This is a genomic window from Aromatoleum anaerobium, from assembly GCF_012910705.2.
GTDB lineage: Bacteria > Pseudomonadota > Gammaproteobacteria > Burkholderiales > Rhodocyclaceae > Aromatoleum > Aromatoleum anaerobium.
On record NZ_WTVG02000040.1, the window covers coordinates 1,160,418 to 1,179,324 of the forward strand.

Genomic DNA, 18,907 nt, shown 5'->3' on the forward strand with positions numbered 1-18,907 from the left:
TCACACCAGTTCCTCGTTGTTTGCCAGTTTGCCGGGCACCGCGCCGATCGAGCCGGCGCCCATCGTGATCACCACATCGCCGTCGCGCGCCGCCGCGAGAATCGTCGCCGGCATCTCGTCGATGTCTTCGACGAACACCGGCTCGACCTTGCCCGCGACGCGGATCGCCCGCGCCAGCGAGCGGCCGTCGGCCGCGACGACCGGCGCTTCGCCTGCCGCATAGACTTCGGCGAGCAGCAGCGCATCGACGGTCGACAGCACCTTGACGAAATCCTCGAAACAGTCGCGCGTGCGCGTGAAGCGGTGCGGCTGGAACGCCAGCACGAGCCGCCGCCCCGGGAACGCTCCGCGCGCCGCAGCGAGCGTCGCCGCCATCTCGACCGGGTGGTGGCCGTAGTCGTCGATCAGCGTGCAGCTGCCTTGCGGCGTGCCCGCGGCGTCGCGCAGCGCCACCTCGCCATAGCGCTGAAAGCGCCGCCCGACGCCGCGGAATTCGGCCAGCGCCTTGATGATCGCCGCATCCGGCACCTGCACTTCGGTCGCCACGGCGATCGCCGCGAGCGCGTTCAGCACGTTGTGCACGCCGGGCAGGTTCAGTTCGATCGGCAGCCGGCTCACCGAACCGTTGGTGCGCACGACGTCGAACAGCATCCGCCCGCCTTCGGCGCGGACGTTCTCGGCGCGGATGTTGGCGCTCTCGGACAGGCCGTAGCGCACGACCTGCTTCGACACCAGCGGCATGATCGAGCGCACGTGCGGGTCGTCCTCGCACAGCACCGCGACGCCGTAGAACGGCAGGTGCTGCAGGAAATCGACGAACGCCTGCTTGAGCCGCGCGAAGTCGTGCCCGTAGGTGTCCATGTGGTCCGCGTCGATGTTCGTGACGACCGAAATCACCGGGGTCAGCAGCAGGAAGGACGCGTCCGATTCGTCGGCTTCGGCGACGAGGAAATCGCCCTTGCCGAGCCGCGCGTTCGCGCCGGCGGCATTGAGCTTGCCGCCGATGACGAAAGTCGGGTCCATGCCGCCTTCGGCGAGGATGCTCGCGACCAGCGAAGTGGTCGTCGTCTTGCCGTGCGTGCCGGCGATCGCGATGCCGTGCTTGAGGCGCATCAGTTCGGCGAGCATCTGCGCGCGCGGCACGACCGGCACATGACGCGATCGCGCTGCGACGACTTCCGGATTGTCGTTGCGCACTGCGGTCGAGATCACCACCGCGTCGGCGTCGGCGACGTTGTCGGCCGCATGGCCGGACATCACGCGCACACCGAGCGCGGTGAGGCGCCGCGTCGCGGCGTTCTCGCCCAGATCCGAGCCGCTGACGATGTAGCCGAGGTTCGCCAGCACTTCGGCGATCCCGCTCATGCCGGCGCCGCCGATGCCGACGAAGTGGATGCGCTTGACCTTGTGTTTCACTGTTTTCTCCCGGCTGCGAGTTCCTCGCAGACCTGTGCAACGGCTTCGGCCGCGCGCGGCTTCGCCAGCGCCCGCGCCTTCGTCGCCATGTCGAGCAGGCGCTCGCGGGCGAGGCTCGTGATGATGCCTGCCAGCCGCTCCGCATCGAGCTCGGGCTGCGGCAGCAGGTAGGCCGCGCCGCGATCGGCGAGGAAGCGGGCGTTACCCGTCTGGTGGTCGTCGACGGCGTGCGGGAACGGCACCAGCAGGCTCGCCGCGCCGACCGCGGCGAGTTCCGCGACCGTCAGCGCGCCGGCACGGCAGACCACGAGATCCGCCTCTGCATATTTCGCCGCCATGTCGTTGATGAACGGCAGCAGTTCGCCCTCGACGCCGGCCGCCGCGTACGCCGCGCGCAGCGCTTCGATCTGCTTCGCGCCGGCCTGGTGCGTGACGATCGGCCGCTGCGCCTTGTCGATCCGCGCGAGGGCTTTCGGCACGGTGTCGTTCAGCACCGCCGCGCCGAGGCTGCCGCCGACGATCAGCAGCTTCAGCGGCCCGCTGCGCCCGGCGAAGCGTTCATCGGGCGGCGCCACCGCGGCGATGTCGGCGCGCACCGGATTGCCGACCCAGCCGGCCTTCTTCAGCGCATGCGGGAAACCCGACAGCACCCGGTCGGCAACGCCGGCGAGCACGCGGTTGGCGAGCCCGGCGACCGAATTCTGTTCGTGCAGCACCAGCGGACGGCCCAGCAGCGCCGCCATCATGCCGCCGGGAAAGGTGACGTAGCCGCCCATGCCGAGCACGACATCGGGCCGGATGCGCCGCAATTCGCCCTGCGCCTGCCAGAAGCCGCGCAGCAGGTTCAGCGGCAGCAGCAGCTTGCGCAGCAGGCCCTTGCCGCGCAGCGCGCCAAAGCGCACCCATGCGGTCTCGTAACCGTGCTGCGGCACGATCCGCGCTTCCATCCCGTCCGGGTTGCCCATCCACACGATGCGCCAGCCGCGCCCGCGCAACTGCTCGGCGACGGCAACACCGGGGAAGATGTGGCCGCCGGTGCCGCCGGCCATCACGAGCAGCGTTTTCATGCTGCGGTCCCCCGCTTCAACTGGCGCACTTCCCAGTCGATGCGCAGCAGGATCGCCAGCGCGAGGCAGTTGGCGACGATGCCCGAGCCGCCGAAACTCATCAGCGGCAACGTCAGACCCTTGGTCGGCAGCAAACCCATGTTGACGCCCATGTTGATGAACGACTGGACACCGAGCCACAGTCCGATGCCCATCGCGACGAGGCCGGAAAAATAGCGCTCCAGCTTGACCGCCTCGCGCCCGAGGACGAGCGCGCGATGAATCAGGATCGCGAACAGCGCGATCACCGTCAGCACCCCGGCGAAACCGAGCTCCTCGGCGATCACCGCGAGGAGGAAATCCGTGTGCGCCTCCGGCAGGTAGAACAGCTTCTCGACGCTCGCGCCGAGCCCCACGCCGAACCATTCCCCCCGGCCGAACGCGATCAGCGCGTGCGACAGCTGGTAGCCCTTGCCGAACGCGTCCTGCCACGGGTCCATGAAGCCGAAGATGCGGTCGCGGCGATACGGCGACAGCCAGATCAGCAGCATGAAGCCGATCACCGCGACGAGCGCAAGCAGCGCGAACACCCGGACGTTGATGCCGCCGAGGAACAGCACGCCGAACGCGATCGCGGTGATGACGACGAAGGCGCCGAAATCGGGCTCGCCGAGCAGCAGGAAGCCGACCAGCAGGATCATCGCCGCCATCGGCAGGAAGCCGCGACGAAAACTGCCCATGTCGGGCAACTTGCGCACCGTGTAGTCGGCGGCATACAGCGCGACGAACAGCTTCATCAGCTCCGACGGCTGCAGGTTCAGCGGCCCGAGCGGCAACCAGCGCTGCGCGCCGTTGACCTCGCGGCCGACGCCCGGGATCAGCACAATGACGAGGAGCACGACGCCAATGAGGAACAGCCACGGCGCGAAGCGCTGCCACTGGCGCATCGACAGCTGGAACGCAGCGAGCCCGGCGCCGACCCCGGCCGCCAGGAATATCGCGTGCCGCAGCAGGAAGTAATGCGACTGGTGGCCGGTGAAGCGGCTGCCTTCGGCGGTCGCGATCGACGACGAATAGACCATCACCAGCCCGATCAGCAGGAGCCCCGCCGCCGACCAGATCAGCAGCGGATCGAGTTCGCGCAGCGAATCGGCCGGGCGCATCAGGCGGTTGACGGCGCGGCTCGTCTGCGTGCCGTGGTTTTCCGGGCGCGCGGCAAAGAAACCGGCGAACGCGCTGGCGAGTTTCATACGGCGCGCACCTGCGGCAGCCGCCGCGCCGCGGCGATGAACACTTCGGCGCGGTGCGCGTAGTTGCGGAACATGTCGAGGCTCGCGCAGGCGGGCGACAGCAGCACCGCGTCGCCGGCCTGCGCCTGCTCGCTGGCGCGGACGACCGCGGCGTCGAGGTCGGGGGCACGCTCGATCGCGACCGCCGACCCTTGCAGCGCCGACTCGATGCGGGCCGCATCCCGCCCGATCAGCACCACCGCGCGCGCATGGCGCGCGACGGCTTCGCGCAGCGGCGAAAAGTCCTGCCCCTTGCCGTCGCCGCCGGCGATCAGCACGACCGGGCAATCCATCCCGTCGAGCGCAGCCACGGTAGCGCCGACGTTGGTACCTTTGGAGTCGTCATAGAAGCGCACGCCGTCGCCGCGCTCGGCGACCAGTTCGACCCGATGCGGCAGGCCGCGAAACGCGACGACAGCGTCGGTCAGGCGCTGCGGCGCGATGCCCAGGCCGCCTTCGCACAAGGCCAGCGCGGCCAGCGTATTGGCGGCGTTGTGCCGGCCCGCCAGAGGCAGGTCGGCCAGCGCGAGCAGGCGTTGCGATCCGCGCACCAGCCAGGCTTCGCCGGCAGCGTCCGCGATGCCGTAGTCGTCCGTCGCCGCCGGCGCCGAAGTGCCGAACCGGATCAGCGCGCGTCCGGGCAAGGCCATCGCCGCCACCCGTGCATCGTCGCGGTTGAGCACCTGCACGCCGCGGCCCTCGAAGATCGCGGCCTTGGTGGCAGCGTATTCGTCGAGGTCGGCATAGCGATCGAGATGGTCATCAGTGACGTTGAGCACCGTCGCGGCCTCGGGGTCGAGCGCACGCATCGTCTCGATCTGGAAGCTGGACAGCTCGAGCACCCAGCACTCGGGCAGCGGTGCGCCCTGTGCCAGCCGGTCCATCAGCACGTCGAGCGCGGCCGGGCTGATGTTGCCCGCCGCCACCGCGTCCAGCCCTGCCGATTGCGCGAGGGCCGCGGTGAGCGCGGTGGTGGTGGTCTTGCCGTTGGTGCCGGTGATCGCAAGGATGCGGGTCTGCGCCCGCACCCCGAGTTCGTCGAGCGCCTGGGCGAGCAGGCTCATCTCGCCGGTCAGCGGCAATCCGCGGCGGCGCGCTTCGGCGGCGACGCCGACCCGCGGGTCGAGCCCCGGACTGAGCGCGACCAGGTCGATGCCGCGCAGCACCTCCGCGCCGAAGTTCCCGGCGACGATCTCGGCCAGCGGGGCATCGGCACGCAGCGCGTCGAGCCCGGGAGGCGTCTGCCGGCTGTCGGCGACACGCAGGCGCGCCCCGCGCAGCGCACACCAGCGCGCCATCGCGAGCCCGGACTCGCCCAGCCCGAGAACCAGAACGTGTTTTCCGGTCAGTGCGCTCATCGCAGCTTCAGCGTCGACAGGCCGAACAGGACCAGCATGATCGTGATGATCCAGAAGCGGACGACCACCTGGGTTTCCTTCCAGCCGCCCAGCTCGTAGTGGTGATGCAGCGGCGCCATGCGGAAGATGCGCTTGCCGCCGCTGGCCTTGAAATACAGCACCTGGACCATCACCGACAGCGTCTCGGCGACGAACAGCCCGCCCATGATGAACAGCACGATCTCCTGCCGGACGACGACCGCCACCGTGCCCAGCGCCGCGCCGAGCGCGAGCGCGCCGACGTCGCCCATGAACACTTCGGCCGGATACGCGTTGAACCACAGGAAGCCGAGCCCGGCGCCGGCCAGCGCGCCGCAGAACACCGCGAGTTCGCCGGCGCCGGCGATGTATGGCACGCCGAGGTATTTCGAGAACCCGGCATGGCCGGCGACATACGCAAAGATCGCCAGCGCGCCTGCGACCATCACCGTCGGCATGATCGCCAGGCCGTCGAGCCCGTCGGTGAGGTTCACCGAATGGCTCGTGCCGTTGATGACGAAATACGACAGCGCGACGAAGCCCAGCATCCCGAGCGGGTACGACACGGCCTTGAAGAACGGCACGATCAGCTCGGTCTGCGCCGGTTCGTTCGCCGTCAGGCCGAGGAACAGCGCCGCGGCGAGCGCGATCAGCGACGTCCACAGGTATTTCCAGCGGCTCGCGAGCCCTTTCGGATCGCGACGCACGACCTTGCGCCAGTCGTCGACCCAGCCGACCGCGCCGAAACCGAGCGTCACCAGCAGCGTCACCCACACGTACTGGTTGCGCAGGTCGCCCCACAGCAGCGTCGTGACGGCGATCGCGATGAGGATCAGCGCGCCGCCCATCGTCGGCGTGCCGGCCTTCGTCAGGTGGGATTTCGGCCCGTCGTCGCGCACCGCCTGGCCGATCTTCTTCGCCGCGAGCCAGCGGATCAGCGCCGGGCCGAAGGCGAACGAGATCAGCAGCGCGGTCATCGCCGCCATGACGGTGCGCAACGTGATGTAGCCGAACACATTGAAGGCGCGGATGTCCTGGCCCAGCCAGAGGGCGAATTCGAGCAGCATCGATTACTTTGTTTCCGTTGAGGGGGCGCCATTGTGCACCGCCGCAAGGGCGTCCGCCACCCGTTCCATGCGCATGAAGCGCGAGCCTTTGACGAGCACCACGGTGTCGGCATCGAGCTTTCTCGTCAGCGCCGCGACCAGCGCTTCGACGCTGGCGAAATGACGCCCGCCGTCGCCGAAGTTGCTCGCCGCCACCGCGCTCATTTCGCCGAGCGCGAACAGCGCGTCCACGCCCTTGCTTTTGGCATAGCCGCCGATCTCGTCGTGCACCTGTGCGCTGGTCCAGCCGATTTCGCCCATGTCGCCGAGGACCAGGATCTTCTGCCCCGGCGTCGCCGCGAGCACGTCGATCCCGGCGCGCAGCGAATCGGGATTCGCGTTGTAGCTGTCGTCGAGGACCACGGCGCCGTTCGGCCCGGCACGCCGCTGCAGCCGTCCCCGCGTGCCCGTGTAGGCCGCGAGTCCCTCAGCGATGGCCGCGGGACTCGCCCCGGCGGCAAGGCACGCCGCAGCGGCCCCGGTCGCGTTCCGGGCGTTGTGTTCGCCCGGCACCTGCAGGTCGACGGCGATGCGTCCCGCCGGAGTCGTCATGGCGACATGCGAGCCGAGCCCGCGCAGCGTGCAGAGGCCCGCGACATCCGCCTCGGGCGTGAGCGCAAAGGTGAGGACGCGACGCGCCGCATTGAGCTTCCGCCAGTACCCCGCCTGCGTATCGTCGGCGTTGATGACTGCGACCCCGTCCGGCCCGAGCGCCTCGTAGATCGCGCCCTTTTCGCGGGCGATCCCGATCACCGTGCCCATTCCCTGCAGATGCGCGCGCTGCGCATTCGTCACGACCGCGACGGTCGGCCGCGCGAGGCCGGCGAGGTAGGCGATCTCGCCGGGGCGGTTCATGCCCATCTCGACGACCGCCGCGCGGTGACTGCCGCGCAGTTCGAGCAGCGTCAGCGGCAGGCCGATGTCGTTGTTCAGGTTGCCGGCCGTCGCCAGCACTGTTTCTGCGCCGTAGCCGTCGCGCCGGGCCTGCGCGCGCAGGATCGCGGTGCACATCTCCTTGACCGTGGTCTTGCCGTTGCTGCCCGTGACCCCGACCACGGGGATCGCAAAGCGCGCCCGCCAGTGCGCGGCGAGCCGTCCGAGAGCGAGCCGCGTGTCCTCGACGACGAGCAGCGGCAACGGCGCCGGCCCGGGCGGCGTGCCCGCCCACTGCGCATCGACGAGCGCCGCTGCCGCCCCTTCGGCCGCCGCCTGAGCGACGAATTCATGGCCGTCGAAGCGTTCGCCGCGCAGCGCGACGAAAAGCTGCCCGGCCGTGATCTTCCGGCTGTCGGTTCCCACCGAGCTGAAATGTCCGGGTGTCGTCGCGACGACGCCCAGCGCTTGCGCCGCTTCGTGCAGCGTCATCATTGGTCTGCCCCCTGGCTTCGATTCCATGCGTGCAGCGCAAGTCGCGCCTGCTCGACGTCGGAGAACGGCAAGCGCACGCCCAGCACCTCCTGGTAAGGCTCATGCCCCTTGCCGGCGAGCACGATCACGTCGTTGGCCCCCGCTTCGCCGATCGCGAGGCGGATCGCCTGCGCGCGATCGACGACCGGTTCGGCGTCGGGGCCGGCCCCCCGCAGGATCGCGTCGATGATCTGCAGCGGATCCTCGCGGCGCGGGTTGTCGCTGGTGACGATGACGCGGTCGGCAAGCGTGCGCGCGACATCCCCCATCATCGGCCGCTTGCCCGCGTCGCGGTCGCCGCCGCAGCCGAACACGCACACCACGCGCCCGCCCCGCCCCTGCGCCGTGCTGCGCACCGACTCGAGCACCTTGGCGAGCGCGTCGGGCGAATGCGCGTAGTCGATGACCACGAGCGGCTCGCCGACGCCGCCGACCAGCTGCATGCGCCCCGCCGGCGGCGTCAGCCGCGACACGGTCCGCAGGATGTCGCCGATCGGCACGTCGCGGGCCAGCAGCGATCCGATCACCGCCATCAGGTTCGAGACATTGAATGGCGCGACCATGCGTACCTGCACGTCATGACGCCCGCCATCCCAGCCGAGCGCGAAGCGCAGGCCCGACGGGACGTGCCGCTCCCCTGCTGCGACCAGCATGCGCGCGCCCGGCACCGCGCCGGCACGGTCCGCGAAGCGCGTATAGCCGATCACCGGCATACCGCCCGCCGCGAGCCGCCGCGCCTGGGCGAGGCCGAAGCCGTCGTCGAGATTGATCACCGCGGCGCGGATGCCCGGCAGGTCGAACAGGCGCGCCTTGGCCGCGGCATAGGTTTCCATGCTGCCGTGGTAATCGAGATGATCGCGGGTCAGGTTCGTGAACACCGCGACGTCGAACTCGACGCCATTGACGCGCTCCTGGTCGAGCCCGATCGACGACACTTCCATTGCCGCCGCGCCAGCCCCCTCGGCGACGAACGCGGCGAGCATGCGGTGCAGTTCGAGCGCGTCGGGCGTCGTATTGCCGCTATCGACGAGCCGGCCGGGAAAACCGCAGCCCAGCGTGCCGATGACGCCGCAGCGCAGGCCAAGCCCGGCCAGCGCGCCGGCGAGCCACTGGCTCACCGTCGTCTTGCCGTTGGTGCCCGTCACGCCGGCGACCCACAGCTTGTGCGACGGACGGGCGTGGATCTCGTGCGCGAGGAAGCCGCCGACGCTGCGCAAGCCGGGCACCGGCAGGGCCGGCACCGACAGCGCTTCGAGCCGCATACCGTCGCTGTCGTCCCACAGCACCGCGGCGGCGCCGCGCTCGATGGCGGCGGCAACGTAGCGGCGACCGTCGGTCGCGAATCCGGGCCACGCGGCAAACAGCTCGCCGCGCTGCAGGCGGCGCGAGTCAGCCGTGATGCCCGCCACGGCGACACCGGCCAGACGCAGCCGTTCGAGGATTTCACGGGCGCGGGCGGCGCTCACATGCCCCTCCGTGCGGTTCGTGCCTGCTCCGCCTTGCTGGCAACCTGCAGCGGAACGAGCGGCGCATCCGGCGCTACGCCCAAGACCCGCAACGCGCCTTCGGTGATCTGCGCGAAAACCGGCGCCGCGACCGTCCCGCCAAAATATTGACCGGCAGAAGGTTCATCGATCATCACCGCTACGATAAGTCGCGGATCGGACGCCGGGGCGAAACCGACAAAGGACGATACATATTTGTTCGCGTATCGCCCGCCCTCGAGCTTGTGGGCGGTGCCGGTCTTGCCGGCAACGCGGTAGCCGCGGATCTGCGCGCGCGGCGCGGTGCCGCCGGGGCCGGCCGCGAGCTCGAGCATGTACCGCATCTGGCGCGCCGTCTCGACCGAATACACGCGCTTGCCGGCAGCCAGCGGGATGTCGACGCGCGTCAGCGAAAGCGGCAGCAGTTCGCCGTCGCGCGCGAACGCGAGATAGGCGTGCGCCATCTGGATGAGGCTCACGGAGATGCCGTGGCCGAACGACATCGTCGCCTGCTCGATCGGCTTCCACGTCTTCACGGGACGCAGCCGCCCGCTCGCTTCGCCGGGAAAGCCGAGATCGAGCGGCGTGCCGAAACCGAGCTCGTTGAACATGCGCCACATTTCCTCCGGCGCGAGGTTCATCGCCATTTTGACCGTGCCGACGTTCGACGATTTCTGGATCACTTGCGCAACGGTCAGCGCGCCGTGCCGGTGCGAGTCGGAAATCGTCGCCCGCCCGATCGACACCCGCCCCGGCGCGGTGTCGATGACGGTGGTCGGCTCGACCTTGCCGCGATCGAGTGCGAGTCCGACGATGAAAGGCTTCATCGTCGAGCCGGGCTCGTACGTATCGGTGAAGACGCGGTTGCGCAGCTGTGCGCCGCTGAGGTTGGTACGGTTGTTCGGGTTGTAGGTCGGCGCGTTGACCAGCGCCAGCACTTCGCCGGTGCGCACGTCGAGCACCACCGCCGCGCCTGCCTTGGCCTTGTGCGTCTGCATCGCCTGGTTCAGCGCGGAGTAGGCGAGATACTGGATCTTGGCGTCCATCGCCAGCACGAGGTCCTGGCCGTCGTGCGGCGGACGGATCGCCTCGACATCCTCGACAACCTGGCCGCGCCGGTCGCGGATGACCCGCCGCGCGCCGGGCGTGCCGGTCAGCAGCTTGTCGAATGCGAGCTCGACGCCTTCCTGGCCCTTGTCGTCGACGCCGGTGAAACCGAGCACGTGCGCCATCACTTCACCGCCCGGGTAGTAGCGCCGGTATTCCTGCTGCTGGTGGATGCCGGGAAGCTTCAGCGCGGCGATTTCCTGCGCCAGTTCGGGCGACAGCTGGCGCTTCAGATAGACGAAGTCGTGACTGGTCGCGAGCCGTCCGTTCAGCTCCTCGACACTCGTTTCAAGCAGCTCGGCGAGCTTGCGCGCGTCCGCTGGCGACAGCCGCGCGTCCGACGGAATTGCCCAGATCGACCGCACCGGCGTGCTGATCGCCAGCACGTCGCCGTGCCGGTCGATGACGCGGCCCCGCGTTGCCGGCGCCTCGATCGCGCGGGCGTAGCGCGATTCGCCCTTCGCCTGCAGGAACTCGTTGTTGACCCCCTGCAGATACAACGCACGCCCGACCAGTGCCAGCAGGCATGCGAGGAGGCAGGACATCACCAGCCGCGAACGCCATGCCGGAAGGCCGTTCTTCAGCAGCGGGTTGTGGTTGAAGGGCAACGGGCGCTGTTTCCTCATGCGCACGTCCTCACTTCGGCAGCCCTGGTTCGGCGGACTGGTGCCCTCCCTCCACCGTGAGCACCTGTCCCGGTGCAGGAGGGCGCATGCCGATCCGTTCGCGCGCAATCTTCTCGACCCGCGCATGCGCGGCCCAGGTGCTTTGTTCGAGCTGCAGCTGCCCCCACTCGACTTCCAGGCTCTGGGCGCGCGCCTGTTCCCGCTCGAGCTCCGAGAACAGCTTGCGCGCCTGATGCTGGGCTGCGACCACCCCGAGCGCGCTGCTCACGACGAGCGCGACCAGAAACGCGTCCACGCGGATCATGCCGCGTCCCCTGCCCGCTCGGCGACACGCATCACCGCGCTGCGCGAGCGCGGGTTGGCGGCCACTTCGGCCGCCCCCGGCCGCAGGCTCTTGCCGACGAGCCGCAGGCGCGGCTGCGGCAGTTCGGCCGCCCGCAGCGGCAGACGCGACGGTAGCTGCGGCGGACGCGATTCGTCACGCATGAAGCGCTTGACGATGCGGTCTTCGAGCGAATGGAAACTGATCACCACCAACCGGCCGCCGGGCCTGAGCCGCTCGACCGCAGCGGGCAGCACTAGCGACAGCTCTTCGAGCTCCTGATTGATGAAAATCCGTAGAGCTTGAAAGCTGCGCGTCGCCGGGTGCTGCCCCGGCTCGCGTGTACGGACCGCTTTTTCCACGATCTCGGCAAGCTGTCGAGTGCTTGCGACAGCCCCCCCTGCCCGAGCAGCTGCAATCGCCTTTGCAATCGCATAAGCAAACCGTTCTTCCCCATAATCCCTGAGCACCTCGGTGATTTGCGCGACCGACGCATCGGCCAGCCATTGCGCCACGGTCTGCCCGCGGCTCGTATCCATCCGCATGTCCAGCGGCGCGTCGAAACGAAAACTCATGCCCCGCGCCGCCTCGTCGAGCTGCGGCGACGACACGCCCAGATCGAGCAATACGCCGTCGACGTGTTCCAGCCCGAGCCGGTCGAGTTCCTCGGCGAACGCGCTGAACGGGGCGTGGACGACGGTCAGCCGCGGATCGGGCAACGCGCGGGCGACCTCGATCGCGCGGGGATCGCGATCGAACGCGATCAGCCGTCCGCCGGCATCGAGCTTCGCGAGGACGGCCCTGCTGTGGCCGCCGCGGCCGAACGTGCCGTCGACATAGACCCCGCCAGGCTTGATCGCCAACGCCTCGACGGCCTCCGCGAGCAGCACGGTGACATGTTGCGGAGCGGCACTCACAGCGCGAGACTCTCGAATCCGGGGGGTAGCGCGTCGCCCGACAGCGCCAGCATCGTCTCCTGCTGCGCCTGCCAGCCCGCATCGGACCAAAGCTCGAAATGGGCCCCCTGACCGACCAGCCAGACCTGCTTTTCGAGCTGCGCCCATTGCCGCAGCGATGCGGCGAGCAGCACCCGCCCCGCCGCGTCGAGGCCTTCCTCCTGGGCGAAACCGACCAGCAGCCGCTTAAATGCGGACGTGCGCGGATCGAAGCCGGGCATTGCCGCAATCCGGTCGCGAATCGGCTCCCATACCGACAGCGGATAGACGAGCAGGCACTTGTGGGGGTGGGCGGTGATCACCAGGGGTGCGCCATCGGGGACGAGTGCGTCACGGTGCCGTGCCGGAATCGCGAGGCGACCCTTCGCATCGAGACTGAGCGCAATGGCTCCCTGGAACATTCATCCCCCGCAATTCTTCTTCGAATGAAACGTCGTATGACACTTTGACCCACCAATCCCCACCGGTTCCCACTCTAGAGGAAAGGTAAACCCCGGTCAAGCCCGCAACAACGGACTTTTCCGTTGCTACACAATGACTTATGAAAAACATGAAGGCTCCGTATAAACCCTGAAAAATCAAGGCATATAATGGAAATCAATGAAAAATGAGTAAAATGCCGGTAAGGTTTACCCGCGGCGGACTACCCCCTCGCGGGGATGACACGGTACTTCCGGGAGACTTGCGGGAAGGGGGTGGGAAGTTCGCCGATAAGCCGGGTTCTGTCGAGCGCCTGCGACTCGCATCACAGGCACCGGGCAGTCATTCCTCTGGGCGCCGCGTTACCGCGGCGCTCAAGCAGCCTACCCGGGAGCAGCGCGAGCCACGCCATTGCTCCCCTATTTGGCCTTGCCCCGGATGGGGTTTGCCGTGCCAGTCCTGTCGCCAGTCCTGCGGTGGGCTCTTACCCGACGAGGCTTGCGCCCTGCCCGCAACGACGCTCAACGCGCGCTGCGCACCATTTCACCCTTGCCTGATCTCCTTGCGGAGCCATCGGCGGTTTGCTTTCTGTTGCACTTTCCGTCGCCTCACGACGCCCGGCCGTTAGCCGGCATCCTGCTCTGCGGGGCCCGGACTTTCCTCCACGCACACGAGTGCACGCAGCGACTGCCTGGCGAACTTCCCGCGGCGATTATACGCGCGCGGTCACCGCGCCGCAGGGATAAAAGCGGCAGCGCCTTCCTTCAGCTCAAACGTGCCGACGAGCGGTCCCGGTGGCGTTCCGGCCGCATTCTCCCAGTCCTGCACCTGGCATCCGGCGGTGCTGACGAGATACCAGCGATCCCCCTGATGCAGCGCCCACAGCCGGTCGCCGGCCTCGAACACTTCGACGCGTGTCAGCTCGGTGCTGTCGGAATGGATCGCGACGCGCCGCTGGCACTGCGGCAGGCGCGACGCGATGACGGCCTGATTCACCGTGCTGCGCCAGAAATACGGCTTTTCGCGCACCAGGATCAACGCGTGCTGGCTGCCATCGATGACATAGGCGGTGGCGCTGTTCTCGCACGCGGCCAGCGCCGGCAGCATCGCGACGGCGACGAGGGCACGCAGCACAATCGGCAGGTTCATCGCGACGTCCTGTCAGAGTACGCGCCACGCGACCGTTTCGCCGGCACGCAGCGGCACCAGCGGGTCGTCGTGCAGGTATTCGTAGGCGCTCGGCACTTCCCACGCGTCTTTCGCCAGCGTGATCCGCTCGGCGTTCGGCGCAAGGCCATAGAACGCGGGGCCGTTCAGGCTCGCGAAGGCCTCGAGCCGGTCGAGCGCTCCGGCCTGCTCGAACACTTCGGCGTACAGCTCGATCGCGGCGTGCGCGGTGTAGCAGCCGGCGCAGCCGCAGGCAGCCTCTTTCGCGGCGCGCGAGTGCGGCGCGGAGTCGGTGCCGAGGAAGAACTTCGCGTTGCCCGACGTCGCCGCTTCGACCAGCGCGCGGCGGTGGGTTTCGCGCTTGAGCACCGGCAGGCAGTAATGATGCGGGCGGATGCCGCCGGCGAAAATCGCGTTGCGGTTGAGCAGCAGGTGATGTGCCGTCACGGTCGCGCCGACATTGGGGCCGGCGTCCTGCACGAAGTCCGCGGCCTCGACGGTCGTGATGTGCTCGAAGACGACGCGCAGGGCGGGAAAGCGCGCCACCAGCGGCGCCAGGACCTGCTCGATGAATACCTGCTCGCGGTCGAACACGTCCACGTCGCCGTGTGTGACCTCGCCATGCACGCACAGCACCATGCCGAGCTTTTCCATGCGCTCGAGCACCGCGTGGACTTTTTCGATGCCGGTCACGCCTGCGTCGGAGTTCGTCGTCGCGCCGGCCGGATACAGCTTGACGGCGACGACCGCGCCGCTCGCCTTCGCGCGGTCGATTTCATCGGGCGGCGTGTTGTCGGTGAGGTACAGGCTCATCAGCGGCTCGAAGCGCAGGCCGGGCGGCACCGCGGCGAGGATGCGGGCACGGTATTCGAGCGCCTGCGCGGCAGTCGTCACCGGCGGTCGCAGGTTCGGCATGATCAGCGCGCGACCGAAACGGCGGGCGGTATGCGGCACGACCGTCGCCAGCGCTGCGCCGTCGCGCACGTGCAGATGCCAGTCGTCGGGGCGGATCAGGGAAATCGTCTGCATGATGATCTTCGATTCGAAAGAGAAGCCCGGAGGGTGGAAAGTCGGAGCCGGAAGCTGGAACCGGGTGCCGGTTCAGGCTTCGGGATGCGGCGCCGGCAATTATAGGCGCGCTTCAATCTCCCCTGAGTTCCAGCGCCCGCGCATAGAGCGCGTTCTTCGGTGCGCCGGTGATGTCCGCGGCGAGCCGTGCGGCGGTCTTGACCGGCAGTTCCGCGATCAGCAGCGCCAGCACGCGCTCGGCCTGCGGATCCAGCCCTTCACGCGCCGGCGCCCCTGACACCACCAGCACGAATTCGCCGCGCACCCGGTTCGGGTCCTCGGCAAGCCACGCCGCCGCCTCGCCGAGCGGCACCCGCACGATCTGCTCGAACAGCTTCGTCAGCTCGCGCGCGATCACGATCTCGCGCTCCGCTTCGAGCACTGCGGCGAGGTCCGCGACGCATTCGACGATGCGGTGCGGCGACTCGTAGAACACCAGCGGCACCGCGAGGGCGCGCAGCGCCTCGATGTCGGCGCGGCGCGCGGCGGACTTCGGCGGCAGGAAGCCGACGAAATGAAAGCCGTTGTCGACAAAGCCGGCCGCCGACAGCGCGGCGATCGCGGCGCACGGGCCGGGAATGGGCACCACCGGGAAGCCCGCCTCGCGCACCCGCGCGACTGCACGAGCACCGGGGTCGGAGATTGCCGGCGTGCCGGCGTCGCTGATCAACGCCACGTGCTGCCCCGCCTGCAACATGCGGATCACCTGCCCGGCGGCCGCCTGCTCGTTGTGCTCGTGCAGCGCGACGAGCCGCGTGGCGATGCCGAGTGCATCGAGCAGGCGCTGGCTGTGGCGCGTGTCCTCGGCCGCGATCACCTCCACGCCCGCCAGCACGGCCTGCGCGCGCGCGCTGATGTCCTGCAGGTTCCCGAGCGGCGTCGCCACCACATACAATGACGGCGTACTTGAAAGGGGCGAGGAGCCGTGAGCCATGAAAGGTGACCAGAACGTGAAGGAAGGCGCCATTGTCGGCGCCTCCGCGACCCGGAAGCAAGCGTCGGGAGCGGCGGCCGAAGCGCTCGCCGAACGCTTCCTCGCGCGCCGGGGGCTCGTCGTGCTGGCGCGCAACGTGCGCTGCCGCGGCGGCGAGATCGATCTGGTGTGCCTCGACCAGGGCGTTGTCGTGTTCGTCGAAGTGCGGCTGCGCACCAACCCGCGCTTCGGCGGCGCCGCGGCGAGCATCACTCCGGTCAAGCAGCGGCGCATCATCATCGCGGCGCGGTGGTGGCTGGCCGGAGCCGGGCGCCGTCACGCCGGGCGGCCCTGCCGTTTCGACGCAGCGCTGCTCGCCGACCTCGACGAGGACGGCGTCGAATGGCTGAAAGCCGCGTTCGACGCCGATGACTCGTAGAGGCGAGGCAAAAGCGTTTCCCCACTCACCCTCGCGGCGCCGCTTCCCGCCCGCGAGCGCGGCTGGCGACGCAGCCCGTGCTAGACTTTTGCCCCTGACGAAGTGACCCGAAGGCCGCCCATGGACCTGATCCATCGCATCTCCAGACAATTCGAAGACAGCGCACGCACCAAGCTCGACGCGCTCGAAGTGCTCGCCGCGCCGATCGCCGGGGCGGTGGAAATCATGATCGGCAGCCTGTTGAACAGCGGCAAGATCCTCGCGTGCGGCAACGGCGGCTCGGCCGCGGATGCGCAGCATTTCGCGGCCGAACTGGTCAATCGTTTCGAGATGGAGCGCCCTCCGCTCGCAGCGATCGCGCTGACGACCGACAGCTCGACGCTGACGTCGATCGCCAACGATTACGACTTCACGCAGGTATTCTCGAAACAGGTGCGGGCGCTCGGACATCCCGGCGACGTGCTGCTGGCAATCTCGACGAGCGGAAACTCGCCCAACGTCGTCGAGGCGATCGCGGCCGCGCACGAACGCGAAATGCGCGTCATCGCGCTCACCGGCAATGGTGGCGGGCGCATCGCAGAACTGCTCGGCGACGGCGACGTCCACCTGTGCGTGCCGGCGCAGCGCACCGCCCGCATCCAGGAAGTTCACCTGCTGACCCTGCACTGCCTGTGCGACGGCATCGATTGCCTGTTACTCGGAGTAGAAGACCAATGAGCGAATCACGCCCGCAAGTCACGCGCCGGACATTCCTTCTCGGCGTAATCGCCACCGCCGCGCTGCCGGTGCTGCAAGGTTGCTTCCCTCTCGTCGCCGGCGGCGTCGGGGCCGGGGCGGCGATGGTGGCCGACCGGCGCACGTCCGGCGCATACGTCGAGGACGAAGGGATCGAATGGCGCGCCGCAAGTGCATTGCGCGACCGCATGGGCGACGCAGTGCATGTCAACGTGACCTCGTTCAACCGCAACGTCCTCCTCACCGGCGAAGCGCCGAGCGAAGCGCACCGCGCCGAAATCGAACGCGTCGTCAGCGGCGTGTCGAACGTGCGCGGCATCACGAACGAAGTGCAGGTCGCCGGCATCGCGTCGCTGACGTCGCGCAGCAACGACTCGGTCATCACCTCGAAAGTCAAGGCCCGCTTCGTCGACGCCGCGACCTTCGGCGCGCACCACGTCAAAGTCGTCACCGAAGCCGGCACCGTCTATCTGCTCGGCCTGGTCACGCGCCGCGAAGCCGATGCCGCGACCGACGTCGCGCGCACCACGTCCGGCGTACGCAAGGTCGTGCGGGTGTTCGAATACATCACCGACCAGGAAGCGCGCCGCCTCGACGGCCAGCGCAGCAGCGGCACGTAACAGTCGTTTTGCGCACCGGCGGTGGCCGCGCTGCGGCCGACGCCTAGCGTCCCGTGCGCGCGAGCGCGGCGAGCAGCCTGTCATGGACGCCGCCGAATCCCCCGTTGCTCATCACCAGCACATGGTCCCCGGGCCGCGCCGCCGCCGCGACGTCGGCGACGAGCCGGTCGAGATCGTCGTACGTCGCACCCCGCTCGCCGAGCGGCGCCAGCGCGCCGGCAGCGTCCCACCCGAGGCCGCTTGCGTAGCAATAGACGTGATCCGCCTGCGCGAGGCTCTCCGGCAGCCGGTCCTTCATGACGCCCAGCTTCATCGTGTTGGAGCGCGGCTCGAGCACCGCCAGGATGCGGCCCGCGGGTTCGCGCCGGCGCAGGCCTTCGACGGTCAGCGCGATCGCGGTCGGGTGGTGGGCGAAGTCGTCGTACACGGTGACGCCGCGGACCTTTCCGCGCACTTCCATGCGGCGCTTGATTCCCGTGAAACCGGCCAGGCTCGCGATCGCCTGCGCCGGCGGCACGCCGACATGGCGGGCTGCGGCAATCGCCGCGAGCGCATTGCTGCGGTTGTGGCTGCCGCTCATCGGCATCGCCACACTGCCGGCGATTTCGTCGCGCAAACGGAATACCGCCTCGCTCTCCTCCGTGCCCGCTGCCGCCGACCATTGCGCCCCGTCGCCGAACCATTCGAGCTCGGACCAGCAACCGCGCGCCACCACCCGCTTCAGGCTCTCCTCGGCGGCGTTCGCAATGATCCGGCCCGACGCCGGAATCGTGCGCACGAGATGATGGAATTGCGTTTCGATCGCGGCCAGATCGCTGAAGATATCGGCGTGATCGAACTCGAGGTTGTTCAGGATCGCGGTGCGCGGGCGGTAATGGACGAACTTCGACCGCTTGTCGCAGAACGCCGTGTCGTATTCGTCGGCCTCGATGACGAAGAACGGGGAATCGGTCAGGCGCGCCGAAACGCCGAAATTGCCCGGCACGCCGCCGACGAGGAAACCGGGCGCGAGACCGGCGTCCTCGAGCATCCACGCGAGCATCGACGTCGTCGTCGTCTTGCCGTGCGTCCCGGCGACCGCGAGCACCCAGCGCCCCTGCAGCACGTTCTCGGCCAGCCACTGCGGCCCGGACACGTACGGCAGGCCGCGGTCGAGAATCGCCTCGAGCAGCGGATTGCCGCGCGATACCGCGTTGCCGATGACGTAGACGTCCGGCGCGAGATCGACCTGCGCCGCGTCGTAGCCTTCGGTCAGGCCGATGCCCTGGGCCTCGAGCTGAGTGCTCATCGGCGGATAGACGTTCGCGTCGCAGCCGGTGACGGTGTGACCTGCCGAGCGGGCCAGCAGCGCAACGCCTCCCATGAAGGTGCCGCAGATGCCGAGAATGTGGATGTGCATGAAAACTCCGG

18 protein-coding genes and 1 other RNA gene are annotated in these 18,907 nt (G+C 68.9%); 3 read left to right on the plus strand and 16 right to left on the minus strand.

All coding sequences use genetic code 11. From position 1 onward, the window contains the following. The 15 genes from murC to rsmI all read right to left on the minus strand — a co-directional run bounded on the left by murC (nucleotide 1) and on the right by rsmI (nucleotide 15,724). Complete coding sequence (murC, locus tag GO606_RS20925) at nucleotides 1–1,416, minus strand: UDP-N-acetylmuramate--L-alanine ligase (protein WP_169116572.1); 1,416 nt, start codon at nucleotides 1,414–1,416, stop codon at nucleotides 1–3. Then, nucleotides 1,413–2,483: an undecaprenyldiphospho-muramoylpentapeptide beta-N-acetylglucosaminyltransferase gene (murG, locus tag GO606_RS20930; RefSeq protein ID WP_169116571.1), complete on the minus strand. Its 1,071-nt coding sequence runs from the start codon at nucleotides 2,481–2,483 to the stop codon at nucleotides 1,413–1,415. Before murG ends, murC begins: the two co-directional genes overlap by 4 nt. Further along, nucleotides 2,480–3,712, minus strand: a complete 1,233-nt coding sequence (gene ftsW / locus GO606_RS20935; protein ID WP_169116570.1) for a putative lipid II flippase FtsW — start codon at nucleotides 3,710–3,712, stop codon at nucleotides 2,480–2,482. The genes murG and ftsW overlap by 4 nt, the downstream gene beginning before the upstream one ends. Continuing rightward, nucleotides 3,709–5,109, minus strand: coding sequence for a UDP-N-acetylmuramoyl-L-alanine--D-glutamate ligase (murD, locus tag GO606_RS20940; protein WP_169116569.1), 1,401 nt, complete (start codon nucleotides 5,107–5,109; stop codon nucleotides 3,709–3,711). The genes ftsW and murD overlap by 4 nt, the downstream gene beginning before the upstream one ends. After that, nucleotides 5,106–6,194: a phospho-N-acetylmuramoyl-pentapeptide-transferase gene (gene mraY, locus GO606_RS20945; RefSeq protein WP_169116568.1), complete on the minus strand. Its 1,089-nt coding sequence runs from the start codon at nucleotides 6,192–6,194 to the stop codon at nucleotides 5,106–5,108. Before mraY ends, murD begins: the two co-directional genes overlap by 4 nt. Before the next feature lie 3 nt (nucleotides 6,195–6,197). Beyond that, entirely contained in the window at nucleotides 6,198–7,601 is a 1,404-nt protein-coding gene (locus GO606_RS20950) for a UDP-N-acetylmuramoyl-tripeptide--D-alanyl-D-alanine ligase (RefSeq protein WP_169116567.1), read from the minus strand. After that, nucleotides 7,598–9,106 carry a UDP-N-acetylmuramoyl-L-alanyl-D-glutamate--2,6-diaminopimelate ligase gene (locus GO606_RS20955; RefSeq protein WP_169116566.1) on the minus strand — a complete coding sequence of 503 codons (1,509 nt, stop codon included), beginning with the start codon at nucleotides 9,104–9,106 and terminating at the stop codon, nucleotides 7,598–7,600. The genes GO606_RS20950 and GO606_RS20955 overlap by 4 nt, the downstream gene beginning before the upstream one ends. After that, entirely contained in the window at nucleotides 9,103–10,857 is a 1,755-nt protein-coding gene (locus GO606_RS20960; protein ID WP_169116565.1) for a peptidoglycan D,D-transpeptidase FtsI family protein, read from the minus strand. Before GO606_RS20960 ends, GO606_RS20955 begins: the two co-directional genes overlap by 4 nt. 10 nt (nucleotides 10,858–10,867) lie before the next feature. Continuing rightward, complete coding sequence (gene ftsL, locus GO606_RS20965; protein WP_169116564.1) at nucleotides 10,868–11,161, minus strand: cell division protein FtsL; 294 nt, start codon at nucleotides 11,159–11,161, stop codon at nucleotides 10,868–10,870. After that, nucleotides 11,158–12,096: a 16S rRNA (cytosine(1402)-N(4))-methyltransferase RsmH gene (rsmH, locus tag GO606_RS20970; RefSeq protein ID WP_169116563.1), complete on the minus strand. Its 939-nt coding sequence runs from the start codon at nucleotides 12,094–12,096 to the stop codon at nucleotides 11,158–11,160. The genes ftsL and rsmH overlap by 4 nt, the downstream gene beginning before the upstream one ends. Beyond that, nucleotides 12,093–12,536 (minus strand): division/cell wall cluster transcriptional repressor MraZ, encoded by a 444-nt coding sequence (gene mraZ, locus GO606_RS20975; protein ID WP_169116562.1) that lies wholly within the window; start codon nucleotides 12,534–12,536, stop codon nucleotides 12,093–12,095. The genes rsmH and mraZ overlap by 4 nt, the downstream gene beginning before the upstream one ends. 294 nt (nucleotides 12,537–12,830) lie before the next feature. Further along, an RNA gene (gene rnpB / locus GO606_RS20980) (RNase P RNA component class A) lies at nucleotides 12,831–13,258 on the minus strand. Nucleotides 13,259–13,281: 23 nt separating this feature from the next. Further along, complete coding sequence (locus GO606_RS20985) at nucleotides 13,282–13,704, minus strand: hypothetical protein (RefSeq protein ID WP_169116561.1); 423 nt, start codon at nucleotides 13,702–13,704, stop codon at nucleotides 13,282–13,284. A 12-nt stretch (nucleotides 13,705–13,716) separates the two neighbouring features. Continuing rightward, complete coding sequence (pyrC, locus tag GO606_RS20990) at nucleotides 13,717–14,751, minus strand: dihydroorotase (protein ID WP_169116560.1); 1,035 nt, start codon at nucleotides 14,749–14,751, stop codon at nucleotides 13,717–13,719. A 112-nt stretch (nucleotides 14,752–14,863) separates the two neighbouring features. Continuing rightward, nucleotides 14,864–15,724 carry a 16S rRNA (cytidine(1402)-2'-O)-methyltransferase gene (gene rsmI / locus GO606_RS20995; protein WP_169116559.1) on the minus strand — a complete coding sequence of 287 codons (861 nt, stop codon included), beginning with the start codon at nucleotides 15,722–15,724 and terminating at the stop codon, nucleotides 14,864–14,866. Between rsmI and GO606_RS21000 the strand changes: the two genes are divergently transcribed. The 3 genes from GO606_RS21000 to GO606_RS21010 all read left to right on the plus strand — a co-directional run bounded on the left by GO606_RS21000 (nucleotide 15,723) and on the right by GO606_RS21010 (nucleotide 17,497). Then, nucleotides 15,723–16,142: a YraN family protein gene (locus GO606_RS21000; protein WP_169116558.1), complete on the plus strand. Its 420-nt coding sequence runs from the start codon at nucleotides 15,723–15,725 to the stop codon at nucleotides 16,140–16,142. The two genes, rsmI and GO606_RS21000, sit on opposite strands and share 2 nt — an antisense overlap. A gap of 120 nt (nucleotides 16,143–16,262) precedes the next feature. Next, a complete protein-coding gene (locus GO606_RS21005; protein WP_169116557.1) occupies nucleotides 16,263–16,859 on the plus strand; it encodes a phosphoheptose isomerase in 597 nt (198 codons plus the stop codon). Beyond that, nucleotides 16,856–17,497, plus strand: coding sequence for a BON domain-containing protein (locus GO606_RS21010; protein ID WP_169116556.1), 642 nt, complete (start codon nucleotides 16,856–16,858; stop codon nucleotides 17,495–17,497). The genes GO606_RS21005 and GO606_RS21010 overlap by 4 nt, the downstream gene beginning before the upstream one ends. A gap of 43 nt (nucleotides 17,498–17,540) precedes the next feature. Here the strand turns inward: GO606_RS21010 and mpl are convergent, their stop codons facing one another. Next, the gene (gene mpl / locus GO606_RS21015) at nucleotides 17,541–18,896 is read right to left on the minus strand and encodes a UDP-N-acetylmuramate:L-alanyl-gamma-D-glutamyl-meso-diaminopimelate ligase (RefSeq protein WP_169116555.1); all 1,356 of its coding nucleotides are present in this window, start codon (nucleotides 18,894–18,896) and stop codon (nucleotides 17,541–17,543) included. Nucleotides 18,897–18,907 lie beyond the last annotated feature (11 nt).